This window comes from Gelria sp. Kuro-4, assembly GCF_019668485.1.
In the GTDB taxonomy this organism is placed as follows: Bacteria; Bacillota; DTU030; order DUMP01; family DUMP01; genus DUMP01.
Genome location: NZ_AP024619.1, coordinates 1,880,421 through 1,893,813 on the forward strand (window position 1 = coordinate 1,880,421; position 13,393 = coordinate 1,893,813).

Here is a 13,393-nt window from a genome sequence, read left to right on the forward strand (position 1 = left end):
AATCCTCTTTGTTTTTTGTTGCCGTCAGTTTCTTGGTCTTCCCAGCCGGTCCAGGGCCGCCAGGGGCGGGAGGCGGGTGATAAGGGTGGACAGGGAATAAAAAACGGTAAGGGCATGCAGGGCCACGAGAACAAGGAGCGCCAGCAGTTGCCCCAGAGGTGGGAGGTCGCGGCTGATGATAAGGCCCAAAGCAACTCCCAAGGCGTTCGCCCCGGTGTCTCCCAGCATGGCCTTTTCCCCCAGGTCGAGGGGCAGGTATGCCAAAAGGGCCAGGGCCAGGGGCAGCCCTACGGTGCGGGCCGCCTCCCCGTACCCGGAAAAAAACAGCAGCGCAAAAAAGAGGAGATAACCCTTGCCGGCGCGGCCGGGGCGAACGTCCAGCAGGTTGATGGCATTCATGGCGAGAGCGAGGTTCAACGCCGAAATAAAAAGAGCCCGCCAGGTATTGGTCCCCATTCCCAGCACGAACGCCAGGAGCATTCCTGCCGCGGCCTTGATGAGCCCGCTCGTGAGGCGGCGTCCCTGCAGAAAGGCGCGCAGGTGGCCGTCCAGGCCCTTAGCGGCGGTGTCTCCCAGAAGATCATCGACCAGCCCTAAAAACCCGGCGCCGTAGCTCGCGAAAAGGCCCTGCCAAAGAAGGAGATTCGCTCCCTCCACCAGGGAGCGCAGGGAGTAGACCGCAGTGAGCGCCAAAACGAGGAGTACCCCCCAGGGAAAGCTGACCGGGCGGCTCCGGTAGTTGTGCCGCACGGCCCCTTGCCTTACCAGAAGCGCGGCAAACGGCTGGCGTAAGAGGAGCACAAGACCAAAAGCGAGCGCAGCCCAAAGATAATCCACCGTGTTTTTCACCTCACAGCCGGGGTGAACGCCCGTAAGGTCATAAGGACCCTGCCCACATGGTAAAACTGCCGTCCGCGGTGCCAGACGTCGCGCACCGTACGGCCCGTGACCCGGTGCTCCAGGGCCAGGGGTACCTCTTCCACCCTGAGCCCGGCCTGCAGCGCTTTGACGGTTAAACCAACTTCAAAGCCAAAATCGGCCGGTAGAGGCAGCAGGCGCTCGAGCGCTGCGCGGCACAGGGCCCGTTGACCGGAAAGCGGGGCCTCCAGTTCACGCCCGGTCAAATGCAGGATGCCCCAGCGGGCGAGCCCCACGGTCAGCCCCAGACCTCCACCCGGCCGCTGCTGCCGGGCGAAGACGGCCACAGCCATGTCGCAACGGCCGCTCTGGACGGCCAGGAGGAGCTCCCGCGTCTGGTCGGCGCTTGCGCCTAGGTCGGCGTCGGCCAGCAGCACGACGCGGCTTTTCACCCAGGGCAGGGCCGCCTGAATGGCGGCCCCTTTCCCCCGGTTACGGTCGAGCTGAAGCACCTGCGCACCCGCGCGGCGCGCCAGCTCAGCGGTGGCATCGCGTGACCCGTCATCCACGACGATAATCTGGTGTACGGGCAGCTTGGCGGCCGCCTGTACCGTCTGCACTATGGTCAGAGCCTCGTTGTAAGCGGGAATAACCACGCAGGCGGTAAGGTCATCCAGCCCCTTCATCCTCCCTGCCCCCATTCGGAGACCAGAGGGGGGAGAAAGCCGGCGGCGGCCGGGCTCCAGCCGAAGTACCCTTGCGCCCCCTGGAGGAGGGCCACCAGGGCGGCTGAGCCGGCGGGTGTGTCGGCGTTGTCGACGCCGCTCAATTGCCACTCCTGAAACAGGGCGAAGCTGTTCTCCTGGTTGCTGGTGGCCACCGCGCCGATCACACGGATGTCCCGGCCTTTCAACGTGCGGCAAAGCGCGGCCAAGCCGGGCGCTGCCGCCCTCTCGACAGGACCGTAGAGAACCACCGCCTCTACCGGGGCCGGTGCCCCGGCGGCTGGCGTGCAACCGGGCCAGGGGGCATCCTTCGTTTCCCTCAGCAGGTAAAGAGCCGCCGCCCGGCCGGCTTCCGCCTGCGCCAGTCGGTCGGCGGCCGGACCGACGGCGAACTCCCAGGACACCTCTGCCCCGGCGATGGTGAGCGTTTCGGCCAAAGCGTCGGCTGTCCCGGCGGCGGGGACAATGAGCCCCGCGCGTTTTCCGTTTAACCGGTCCTTCACCAGCACAGGAAAGGCACAGCGCCCCAGCTCATCGGCAGCCAGTTTTTGGCGCCGGAGGGCCGCCAGTTCCGCTTTTTGGGCGCTGCTTTCACTTTTCAGCTCGCTGAAGGTGGCCTTCAGGTCGGCAATCACATTCTGCTGCTCGCCCCAGATGAGCTCCGGCCCCGGCAGGGCCGTGCCGATGAAAATGCCGAGTGTGAGGGCTAAGAACACAGCAGTGAGCGTTAAGAGGTGGTATTTGAGGTCGACCATGCTTCTGCCCTCCCCTTCAGAAACCCAACAGCAGGCGCAGTTTTATCCCCCAGAGCGCCAGGAGCTGCTGCCAGTGCAGTGACGAAAGGAGGATCGTAACCGCCGACAAGGCCCCTGCTGCCAGGAAACTCACGAGGTAAGCCGGACGCAAGTGCAGGCGGTACAGCTGGTTGACGCCTTTGGCATCGACGAGGATGGAGCCGATGAGCAGGCGCACCAGAAAAGTGCTGGCCATCCCCGGCCGGCCTTTTTCCAGGAATTCGACCATGTTGGAGTGACTTCCCACCAGCACAATGAGTTCGCAACCGTTATGGTAGGCCAGAAGCAAGGCTGCGTCTTCGCTGGTTCCAGTGGTGGCAAAGACAGCCGGCCGGCATTTCATCCCGCGGAGCCGCTCCAAACCCGGAGCGCGCCCGTCCGGGTAGGCATGCACGACCAGTTCCGCCCCGCAAAGGAGGGCCTGGTCGCTTACGCTGTCCATATCCCCCACAATCAAATCCGGCTTGAGGCCGAACTCCAAGAGGGCGTCGGCACCACCATCGACGGCCACCAACACGGGATGCATCTCCCGGATGTAAGGAAGAATGGCCTTTAGATCAGCGCGAAAGGTGGGACCGCGGACGACGACCACCGCGTGTCGTCTGTTGAGGACTGTCCTTAAGGCAGGAAGCGTCGGCCGGCTGAGGATGAGGTCCTTTTCCTGAAGAGCACGGTCCAGCGTGTTCTTAATAAAGCGTTCCAGCTGCTGGTCCAAATGGCGGCGGGCCTGGAGCGCGCTTTTTGCCAGATCCTCAGGGGAAACGAGATGCCCCCGGGCCAGACAAACGTTCTTCCTCCAGATTTCGCCGCCTCTGACCTCAATCCAGTCTCCCTCTTTCAGCTGGACAAAGATGCCTTCACCGACTTCATCCACCAGGGGAACACCGGCCTTCAGGAGGAGCTCCGGTCCGCGGTTAGGGAAGGTGCCGGTGGCCGAGCGGCAGGCGTTTACCACTGCCAGCACCTTGCGGTCAAGGAGTGCTTCCGCCGCCACCGAATCCAGGTCCCGGTGGGCCACCACGGCGATGCTGCGGGCCGGAAGCCTGAGGAGCAAACGCTTTGTCGAGCGGTCCAGGTAAGCCCGCGCACGTATGGCCATGCTCAGCCCTCCCGGTCTAGTATGCGATGCGCCGCGCGGAAATATAAGAAGCAGCCTCAGGCTTTAAAACCTGGGGCTGCTCGCTGCACCGGGGTTAGCTCGCTTTACTCTCCACCCGCAGTTTGTCGGCGATCATGGCGATGAACTCCGAATTGGTCGGTTTGCCGCGGTTTACATCGATGGTATAACCGAACAGGCTGTTGATGATCTCGACGTTTCCCCGGCTCCACGCCACCTCGATGGCGTGCCGGATGGCGCGCTCTACGCGGCTGGGGGTGGTGTTATACTTTTCGGCAATCAGCGGGTACAGCTCTTTGGTGATGGCTCCCAAGAGATCAACTTCATTGATCACCATGAGGATGGCTTCGCGTAGGTACAGATACCCTTTGATGTGAGCCGGCACCCCGATCTGATGGATGATGTTGGTCACCTCAAGATCCAGGTTGCGCCCTTTAACCGGCAGGCTGCGGAAGGTGGGCCGCGCCGCCGTTCCAGCCAGCTGGCGGATACGGCTCACGAGGACTTCCAAATTAAAGGGCTTGAGGATGTAGTAATCAGCGCCTAGATCCACTACCCTTTGCGTGATGCTCTCTTGGCCGAAGGCCGTAAGCATGATCACCTTGGGTCGTTTGGCCGGCGGGCGGTCGGCCAGGGTTTCGAGAACACCGATTCCGTCCAGGTGCGGCATGATGATGTCGAGAACCAGCACGTCCGGGTCCGCTGCGTCGAGCTGCTCCAGCACCTCGGTGCCGTTGTAGGCAACGCCCACCAGCTGCATATCGTTTTGTTCTTCGATATACTCTCGCACGAGTTCGCAAAATTCCCTGTTATCGTCGGCAATCATCACCCGGATGGATTCCCCTGCCAAAGCACTTCCCCCTTGTCGTCCGCTTTTCTGCAAGCTATTCGACACGCGTTTCCCACAATCCTCCTCAATTGGCAAAAACATCCGCACTCAAGTCCGCAATAAAGGAAGGAACGAAAACCGTTCCTTCCGCCAGGCGTTTGCTTTTTTCTACCATCCATTCCGCCAGGACCCCGAAGCCGTGACTCGGATCGTTGACGAACACATGCGTGACGATGCCTGCCAGTTTCCCATCTTGGATTATCGGGCTACCGCTCATCCCCTGGACGATGCCGCCGCTTTTCCGCAGCAGCGTTGGATCGGTGATGCAGAGCACCAGGCCCTTGTCGCTGGGCGTTTCCCGGTTCAGCACGCGCTCAATTTCAATTTGAAAGCGTTCTACCCGATCGCGTTCTAAAACGGTGTACATCTCGGCCGGACCGGGATGAACCTCGCCGGCCAGCGCCACGGGAATGGGTTCTTTGAAATACGGGTTACGCAAAGGCATGTTGAGCTGCCCGAAGATCCCAAATTCGGTGTTGGCGCTGATGTCACCCCAGGTGTTTTCCTCGGGTTGAAACACACCGATCTTTTCTCCCGGGTGACCGCGGACGCCGGCGGTGATGCTGGAGATAAGTGCTTTTACAATGGAGCCCTCCCGGATCGGAAGCGGCGTACCGGTATCGGGATCGGTTATCACATGCCCCAAGGCACCGTAATACCCCGTCAGCGGATCATAAAAGGATAAGGTACCTACTCCATTAGCCCCATCCCGCACGTAGAGCCCGATGCGGTAATGATTGCCCGGGCTCGGCAGGGGGTCCACCTCAACCAGGTGCGTGTCCGCCCCGCGCCGCAGCTTAATGCGGACGGAACGGCCTTCGCGCCCCGCCTGCTCCACCGCCTGGGCAAGATCGGTGATGGTGACGAGCGCTTTACCATCGGCTTCCAGTAGAAGATCTCCGGTTGTTATACCGGCGTCGCGTGCAGGGGAACGAGGGCGCCCCGGGGAAGCGGATAGGTTATCATAACCGACCACAATTATGCCCTGACTGGTAAGAAGGACCCCGATGGAATGCCCCCCCGGGACGATTCTCTCCGGGACCTTGGTGTTCACAACCACTCGCTTCCACGGGATACCAAAGAGCAGAAACTCCATTTCGGTCCGCCCGGGCCGGGCCGATTCCAAGGTTAAGGGACCGGACAGGCTGATGCTGGCCGGTTGACCGGTCAGCCAGCGGTTGTTGAGCTTGAGGCCACTCCCCTGACGCAGGCGCACCGCAGCGGGGAAAGGCAGGTTGAGGCGCAGGGAGTGACACTCGCCCACTGGAAGCTTGATTGCCTCGGGGAAGGCTACGGCACTGCGAAACTGCGGCGTTAAAGTAGTAAGAACAATCAAGGTTGCCAGTATCAGGCCACACCAACCACGACGGTTCAGACCGCCCACACAAGGTCACTCCTTGCTTAAGCTTGGAATGCGCAACCTCCTTTCCGTCAGCGATAAAAAAAGAAACCTAGGAACAGGTTGCCCTGTACCCGGTTTCTTTATGCTTCCCGGAACTTGGCGGCACCGGCCGCGCGTCGCCCTTTCCAATAAATTACATAAACTCACTTTGACCTTTTGAGGTCTAACGTTTTCTTAAGTTGAGCCGCTGCAGCCAGCAATTCTGCGGCATGCTGCCGCACGGCGGCGGTTACCTTGGCCCCGGCCAGCATGCGTCCCAGCTCCTCAATGCGCGGGGCGGGCGTCAGCTGCGCCACTTCCGTGAATGTTTTACCGGCGCGCACAGCTTTCGAAATTTGAAAGTGCACATCGCCCAGCGCGGCGATTTGCGGCAAATGCGTGATACAAATTACCTGGTGATAACGACTGACCTCCGCCAGCTTGGCTGCCACCGCCTGGGCGGCACGGCCGCCGATGCCGGCGTCCACTTCATCGAAGATGAGCGTGGGGACGGAGTCGTAGGCCGCGAGAATGGTTTTGATGGCCAGCATCACTCGCGACAGTTCACCCCCAGAAGCAATCCTGGCCAGCGGTCGCGGCGGCTCGCCCGGATTGGCGGCGAGGAGGAACTCAACCCGATCAAAACCATCAGGGCCCGGTCGAAGCGTTTTGCCTTGCCACGGCAAGCCGCAGGGGTCTTCTTCGTAAGAAAAGGCCACCTTAAAACAGGCGCCGGCCATCCCCAGGTCGGCCAATTCCGCCGTCAACTCGGTCTCCAGAGCAGCGGCCAGCTCGCGTCGGGCCCGGGACAAGGCCGCCGCACGTTCCGCTAAGCAGCCTGCGGTGGCGCTGAGCTCTTCTTTAATGCCGGCGCCGTCCTCACGGGCCCGGGCGAGCTCTTCGAGTTCGCAGGCTGCCTGCTCACGGTAGGCCAGGATCTCTTCCACGGTGGCTCCGTACTTGCGGGCCAAATCGCCGATGAGGTGCAAGCGGTCTTCGACCGCCTCCAGGCGCCCAGGATCGAGGCTAAAGTTTTCCTGGTAGTGTCTTAGCTCCGGGATCGCTTCCTCGATACCGTAGCGGGCACCCGCCACCGCCGTTTCCAAGGAGGCCAGGCGTTTATCAATGGCTGCGGCTTCCTGGAGGAGGGCCTGGGCGCGGCTCAACGCCGCCAGGGCGCCTGCTTCATCTTGGGCGCCGTACAGAAGGCCATAGGCTGCTTGTACCAACGTCACCAATTTTTCTTGCTGCGCCAAGATGCGCTGCTCGTCCTTAAGTTCTTCCAGCTCGCCGCTGCGCAGCTTAGCAGCATCGATCTCTTTAACTTGAAAGCTCAGCACTTCCTGGCGGCGGGCCCTCTCTTGCTCCGACGCCGCGTACTTTTTCAGCGCCGCCTTTAGGTTGAGGAAACGCTGGTATAGCTGGCGTACCTCCGCCACCAAAGCCAGGTGCTCCGTCCCGCCTAAAGCATCCAGAAAGCTCAGGTGTGTTCCTGGGTTTAGGAGGCTTTGGTGTTGATGTTGGCCGTGGATGTCCACTAAAAAAGCGGCTATTTCCTTGAGCTGGGTGGTTGTCACCAGGTGTCCGTTGATCCGGCAGACGTTGCGGCCGGAGGTATTGAGTTCGCGCGCTAAAACCAGGCTGTTGTCTTGAGCGGCGATGCCCTGATCTGCGAGGGCGCCCGCCACGGGGTGACCGGGCGGGAAGCTGAAGCAGGCCTCCACCCGGGCGCTGCCGGCGCCCGCACGGATGTACTCCGCGGAGGCACGTTCCCCCAGTGTCATCCCCAAAGCATCGATGATGATCGATTTGCCGGCGCCGGTCTCGCCGGTGAGAATGTTGAGACCAGCGGAAAACTCAAGAGCGAGGTTGTCGATCAAGGCGAAGTTGTAGATCGTGAGGGCTTCCAGCACGGTACCACCTCTACCCCATCAGTTGTTCAAAGCCCTTTAAAACCTCGGCTACTTTTTCCTTGCGCTTGATGACCACAAGTATGGTATCGTCCCCCGCCACTGTCCCGATGATGTCTTCCCAATCCAGGCTGTCAATGGCGGAACCCACTGCCTGTGCAGAACCCGGCAAAGATTTGATTACAATGAGGTTTTCGCTGCTGTCCATGCTGAAGACTGATTCACGGAAGATGCGCCGGAGCCGGGATTCAATGGTGCCTTTGGGCAGTTCAGGGGGCAGAGCATAGCAGTAGCGGTCCTGGCCGCTCGGTACCTTGATGAGGCGCAGCTCCTTAATGTCGCGGGAAACAGTGGCCTGCGTCACCTCAAAGCCGCTCTTTTTTAAGAGTTCGGCCAGCTCCTCCTGCGTCTCGATCGGCTGTGCGTTAATAAGTTCCAGGATCTTCATTTGCCGCCGTACCTTCATTCTGTTCCTTCGCCCTCCTCTCCTTCTTTGCACCTCTGATCAGGGTCCGGTCCCTCCACGATGGGCGTATCCTGCAGCCTGGTCCGCAGGATACGGTAAAAGCACTGCCCAGGCAGACGGATCAGCCGGGCGCGGAAGGGGGCCTTGGTGACCACGATGCTGTCTTCCGGTTCTAAGGGGTAACCTTTTTGGCCGTCGACCGTGAGCATGATGTCCCCGTGGTCGGAACTGACCGTCGCCCGCAGCGTCTCCTGTCCCGAGATCACGATGCTGCGCGCGGAGAGGGTGTGGGGGCAAATGGGGGTTATGATCAGGCAGTCCAAGGCCGGGTTGAGAATGGGTCCGCCGGCCGAGAGCGAGTAGGCGGTCGAGCCGGTGGCCGTGGCGACAATTATCCCATCGCCGGGGTAGGTGGTAAGGTATTCACCGTTGATGTAACAAGAGACGGCGATGATGCGCGCGAAAGCTCCCTTGGTGATGACCACGTCGTTGAGCGCCAAGGACTCCTCCACTTGTTGGCCGCGGCGCCGGATAACGGCTTTAAGGAGCGTGCGTTCATCCACGCTGCAACGTCCCTGCACCAGCTGGGCCAGGGCCTGCTCCAACTGCTCCGGCTCGGCGGCGGTCAGAAAACCCAGCCGGCCCAGGTTGATTCCCAGCACAGGAACGCCGGCCTCGGCGAAGAGCCGTGCCGCACCCAGGAGCGTCCCATCGCCGCCCAGGGAGATGACCAAGTCTGCTGTTTGTCGCAGATTATGGAGCGATGTGGCCAGGTCAGGAAAGCCGAGAAAAGCGGCGTCCACAGGCAACAAGTAGGCGTTTAAGCCGTGCTCCCGGCAGTATGTAACAATAAAGCGCCCCATTTCCCGGGCCGGTGCTTTTTCCTTGTTCACTATCAAGGCCACGTTTGTTACTTTCACAGCCGCATCCCCTTACCCAAAATGTAGACCACAGCGCCGCCGAGAATAAACCCGACCGTTCCGGCGAGCCCCAACAGGGCGCAGGTACGCCCGGCGCAAGCGTGACCGAAGGTCACCTCTTTGTGTTTCCCTTTTTCCGTATCCAGCAGGATAACGCCCCAAGGGTGAAAGGCCAGTTGGTAAAAAAGCAGCTTCTGGCGGGCGTCGCTACCCAGGGTAGGAGGAAATTGGCCGCTTATTAATTCTACCACATAAGTATGAAACCCTTTTCGGGCCAGGAAATCGGCTTGCACGGTAAGGTAATGGGGGCGACCGTTCACCTTGGTTAAGAGACGGGCGCTGGGCCGGCGGCGTACCACGTGAAAGCCGTAGCCTTTAAGTAACTCGCCGGCCTTAAGCTCGCTGCGCTTCGCTCCCTGCCAGCGCCGGCGGGACAGCCGGCGTGCCAGGCGGGTAGAGGTAGTATACAGGATAAAGATAGCAATTATGAGTCCCAGTGCGTAAACATCGCTCGGAGTCACCCTACACCCTCCCTTTTGTAATTCGCCGGCAGGGCGCGAAATCCTGTACGCTCTCCCCACCGGGCGAAATTAAGGGCGTTTGCGCTGCAAGGAAAGAGCCAGGCCTCCTTCAAGGAGCCCTGGCTTAACCGCGGGCTGCATCTAGCTCGGCATGGGCGGCCGCCACCACAGCGGCGAGGCTGGGCAAAGGTACGGTGGGGCCTTCCCGGGCGTAGAGAAGGTATTCAATATTGCCCTTTGTTCCCTTGATGGGCGAATAATCGACGCCGGCGCACGTTACGTACTTCCCGATTTCCGCCACGATTTCCGCCAGCACTTCCTGGTGCAGCGCGGGGCTTCGTACGATGCCCCCCTTACCCACCCTGCCCTTTCCCACTTCAAACTGGGGTTTCACCAGGGCTACGATCTCCTTTTGTCCGGTCAAGAGGCCCGCGACTACAGGCACCACTTTGGTCAGCGAGATGAAAGAGACATCGATACAGGCTATCTCCGGCGGCGGGGTCAGGGTGCCGGGGGCAAGGTGACGAATATTGGTGCGCTCCAGGACCACCACCCGCGGGTCCTGCCTCAGCTTCCAAGCCAGCTGGCCATAACCGACGTCGACGGCATAAACGCGGGCGGCGCCGTTTTGCAGCGCGCAATCGCTAAACCCGCCGGTGGAAGCGCCCACGTCCAGCACCACCTTGCCGGCGAAATCAAGCTGAAAGCTCCTTATGGCCTTTTCCAGTTTCAGGCCGCCGCGGCTCACATAGGGTAGCTCGGAGCCGGTCAGGGTGAGTTCGGCGCCCGCCGGAACCCGTGTTCCCGGCTTCTCCGCCGGCCGGCCGTTAACCAAGACTTCACCGGCCAGCACGCGGGCTTGGGCCCGCTCGCGCGTCGGTGCCAGGCCTCTTTCTACGAGGAGCACATCCAGGCGTTTACCGGCCATGGGCCTGTGCCACCTGGGCCAAGGCCACGGGCTGCTGCCCGGCCTCACTGCCGAAGTAAAGCTGCATGGCTTCCCTTAATCCTTCCTCGTCCAGCCCGTTTTCGCAAAGCTGCCGCGTGCGGCTGGCATGTTCCACGAACTTATCCCCGATCCCCAGGCGTTTCACCGGCACCAGCACCCCGCTGTCGCTGAACAGTTCGAGCACGGCGCTGCCGAAGCCCCCCGCCAAAGCATGATCTTCCACGGTAAGAAAGCGGGGATAACGCCGGGCCAACGCCAACAAAAGCGGCGCCGGTAAGGGTTTAATGAAGCGCACGTCGGTAACCCCCACCCTGATACCGCTTTCTTCTAAACGGCGGGCCGCCCGCAGGCTGGGGAGCGTCGTGCTACCTACGGCCAGCACCATGCCGTCCCGGCCTTCCCTGAGAACTTCACCTTCCCCCCAGCCCGGCCCGGCAGCGGTGGTGTATGCCGCTTCGGCCACCGCGCGCGGGTAGCGGATGGCCACCGGGCCGTTACGAGCCAGCGCCAGGGCCAGCATGTGCCGCAGTTCGGCAGCATCGCGGGGAGCAGCCAGGCTCATGTTCGGTATGTGCCGCAGGTATGCCAGATCGTACAGGCCTTGGTGGGTGGCACCGTCTTCTCCTACCAAACCGGCGCGGTCCAGGCAGAACACCACAGGTAGGTTCTGCAGGCACACATCGTGCAGGACCTGGTCGTACGCGCGTTGCAAAAAAGTGGAATAAATTGCCACCACCGGGCGCAGGCCGGCGGCCGCCAGGGCAGCGGCCAGCGTGACGGCATGCTGTTCCGCGATGCCCACATCAAAAAAGCGGTCTGGAAAACGCCGGGCGAACTCGCTGAGGCCCGTTCCGTAGCTCATGGCGGCGCAAATGGCTACAATGCGGGGATTTTTTTCTGCTTCTTCCACCAAGGCCTGGCCGAAAACATCCGTGTAGGTAGTAGTGGGCGCCGCAACCGGGGCGCCGCTTTTGATGACAAACGGTCCCACCCCGTGGTAACGGTCGGGGCTTTTTTCCGCAGGCGGATAACCCTTGCCCTTCTTCGTCAGCACGTGCACCAGAACCGGCCCGTCGACGTGCCGGGCACGGCTGATAACGCTGCGTATCAGGCCGATATCATGCCCGTCGATTGGTCCGAGGTATGTGAAGCCGAGTTCTTCAAAGAGGGTGCCGGGCACCAGCATGAAGCGCACCGCATCCTTCACCCGTTCGGCCGTCCGGGCCACCTGCGGGCCGATGGCCGGTATCCGCTTCAGCAAAAACTCCAGGTCCTCTTTCAGGCGGAAGTATCCGGGGTCGGAGCGCAGCCGCGTTAAATAGGCGGCAAGGGCCCCCACGTTCTTACTGATGGACATTTCGTTGTCATTAAGTACGACGATCAGCTTTTTCCGCAGCTGCCCGGCGTGATTGAGGGCTTCAAACGCCATCCCGGCGGTGAGCGAACCATCACCGATAACTGCGCAGACAGTGCCCTTATCGCCTGCCAAGTCGCGGGCGATGGCGAAGCCCAGCGCCGCCGACAGCGAGGTGCTGCTGTGCCCGGCGCCGAAGTAATCATAGGGACTCTCGCTCCGCCTGGGATAGCCGCTCAAGCCGCCTGGGCGGCGCAGGGTCGAAAAACGTTCCCGGCGCCCGGTGAGCAGCTTGTACGCGTAAGCCTGGTGGCCCACATCCCAGATGATCTTATCACCGGGACGGTTCAGCACGCTGCCCAGGGCGACGGTAAGTTCAACCACCCCCAGGTTAGGCGCCAGGTGGCCACCGTTTTTAGCTACAGTAGTGATAATCATTTCTCGCAGCTCGCCCGCGAGGCGGTAAAGCTCCTTGAGGTCCAGCTTACCGAGGTCGGAAAGGGAATGGATGCGTGCCAGAAGCTCGGGCATTTCTTTACCTCCGGCGGTTGTTCTTGGTAGCTAGAAGCTCTCTTCCTAGTATTCTTTCCCAAAAGGCAAAAACCTTCCCCATCTGGAAAGTTATCCAGCCGGCCTTCGCAATCGAGAAATGCTTGCTCACAGCTTTTCCGCCCACGGTCAGGGCCGAGACAGTGGCGATCATAATGAGCGACACAACATCTTCCTGCAGAAACGGATAGCGCCGGATGAGGTAAAACACTATGGTTGCCCCCGTGGCACCGGAAAGGGTCCCTGCGATGTCCCCCACGACATCATTGCAGAAATTACTCACGGCCGGAGCCCGGCGCAGCAGGCGAATTGCCTGCCGGGCACCGGGGGTACGCTTAGCGGACATGGCATGCAGCGGCGGCTCCTCCGCCGCCGTCACCGCCACACCCATGATATCAAAAACGATACCTAAAGCTATAATGGCCAGCAGGACCAAAAAAGCCAAAAAAAGTGGTACCCGACGTACCACCACGCTGGAGAACAAGCCTAAAAGGAGTGAAAGGCAAAACGTGAGCAGGGCCACCTTCAGGCCGTGTCGCCATACACCCGAACCGGAACCTGAGGCCTTCACCTCATCACACTCCAGCATTGGGCTCCAGAATAAAGAGGGACGTAAAGAGTTATATGTTTGCCGGCAGGTGGTAGCACAAGCAAGTAAACGTTGCGGCTTAAGGTCTAGTAGGTTTTCCCAACAATCACCTGAACGTTGCCGCTCAGGCGGTTTCCCTTTACGATTGTTCTGTGCCGTCGCCGGTCACAGGACTAGATTACCACTTAGTCCACACTTTAATCCTTGCTTTGCCCCAACCTGATTGGGCAGTCTAGGGGTTTTCCCCGACAGCGTTCTCGTTTCCTAGCCTCTTTTGCACGTGAGGTTTCAACAGCAACGGCTCCGGCGCCCCTGGGCCCCTGGGCGCCGAACCGGACCTGTATTCACCCCACGCACTCAAGGCAGGCTAC

13 protein-coding genes are annotated in these 13,393 nt (G+C 61.0%); all 13 read right to left on the reverse strand.

Annotation, left to right across the window (positions count from 1 at the left end; genetic code table 11):
• Window positions 1-24: 24 nt before the first annotated feature.
• A complete protein-coding gene (locus K5554_RS09470) occupies window positions 25-837 on the reverse strand; it encodes a hypothetical protein (RefSeq protein ID WP_221038246.1) in 813 nt (270 codons plus the stop codon).
• Window positions 838-845: 8 nt separating this feature from the next.
• Complete coding sequence (locus tag K5554_RS09475) at window positions 846-1,544, reverse strand: glycosyltransferase family 2 protein (RefSeq protein ID WP_255565358.1); 699 nt, start codon at window positions 1,542-1,544, stop codon at window positions 846-848.
• Window positions 1,541-2,338 carry a copper transporter gene (locus K5554_RS09480; protein WP_221038247.1) on the reverse strand — a complete coding sequence of 266 codons (798 nt, stop codon included), beginning with the start codon at window positions 2,336-2,338 and terminating at the stop codon, window positions 1,541-1,543. The genes K5554_RS09475 and K5554_RS09480 overlap by 4 nt, the downstream gene beginning before the upstream one ends.
• Window positions 2,339-2,354: 16 nt before the next feature.
• Window positions 2,355-3,476, reverse strand: a complete 1,122-nt coding sequence (steA, locus tag K5554_RS09485; RefSeq protein ID WP_221038248.1) for a putative cytokinetic ring protein SteA — start codon at window positions 3,474-3,476, stop codon at window positions 2,355-2,357.
• 94 nt (window positions 3,477-3,570) lie between these two features.
• The gene (spo0A, locus tag K5554_RS09490) at window positions 3,571-4,344 is read right to left on the reverse strand and encodes a sporulation transcription factor Spo0A (RefSeq protein ID WP_370636868.1); all 774 of its coding nucleotides are present in this window, start codon (window positions 4,342-4,344) and stop codon (window positions 3,571-3,573) included.
• A gap of 64 nt (window positions 4,345-4,408) precedes the next feature.
• Window positions 4,409-5,767, reverse strand: a complete 1,359-nt coding sequence (gene spoIVB / locus K5554_RS09495; protein WP_221038250.1) for a SpoIVB peptidase — start codon at window positions 5,765-5,767, stop codon at window positions 4,409-4,411.
• Window positions 5,768-5,928: 161 nt separating this feature from the next.
• On the reverse strand, window positions 5,929-7,677 hold the full coding sequence (gene recN / locus K5554_RS09500) for a DNA repair protein RecN (RefSeq protein WP_221038251.1): 1,749 nt from the start codon (window positions 7,675-7,677) through the stop codon (window positions 5,929-5,931).
• Between the two features lie 10 nt (window positions 7,678-7,687).
• Window positions 7,688-8,140, reverse strand: a complete 453-nt coding sequence (argR, locus tag K5554_RS09505; protein ID WP_221038252.1) for an arginine repressor — start codon at window positions 8,138-8,140, stop codon at window positions 7,688-7,690.
• The gene (locus K5554_RS09510; RefSeq protein WP_221038253.1) at window positions 8,137-9,060 is read right to left on the reverse strand and encodes an NAD(+)/NADH kinase; all 924 of its coding nucleotides are present in this window, start codon (window positions 9,058-9,060) and stop codon (window positions 8,137-8,139) included. The genes argR and K5554_RS09510 overlap by 4 nt, the downstream gene beginning before the upstream one ends.
• On the reverse strand, window positions 9,057-9,581 hold the full coding sequence (locus K5554_RS09515) for a hypothetical protein (protein WP_221038254.1): 525 nt from the start codon (window positions 9,579-9,581) through the stop codon (window positions 9,057-9,059). Before K5554_RS09515 ends, K5554_RS09510 begins: the two co-directional genes overlap by 4 nt.
• Window positions 9,582-9,705: 124 nt before the next feature.
• Complete coding sequence (locus K5554_RS09520; protein ID WP_221038255.1) at window positions 9,706-10,509, reverse strand: TlyA family RNA methyltransferase; 804 nt, start codon at window positions 10,507-10,509, stop codon at window positions 9,706-9,708.
• Complete coding sequence (dxs, locus tag K5554_RS09525; RefSeq protein ID WP_221038256.1) at window positions 10,499-12,415, reverse strand: 1-deoxy-D-xylulose-5-phosphate synthase; 1,917 nt, start codon at window positions 12,413-12,415, stop codon at window positions 10,499-10,501. Before dxs ends, K5554_RS09520 begins: the two co-directional genes overlap by 11 nt.
• A gap of 4 nt (window positions 12,416-12,419) precedes the next feature.
• A complete protein-coding gene (locus K5554_RS09530) occupies window positions 12,420-13,004 on the reverse strand; it encodes a hypothetical protein (protein WP_221038257.1) in 585 nt (194 codons plus the stop codon).
• Window positions 13,005-13,393: the final 389 nt, after the last annotated feature.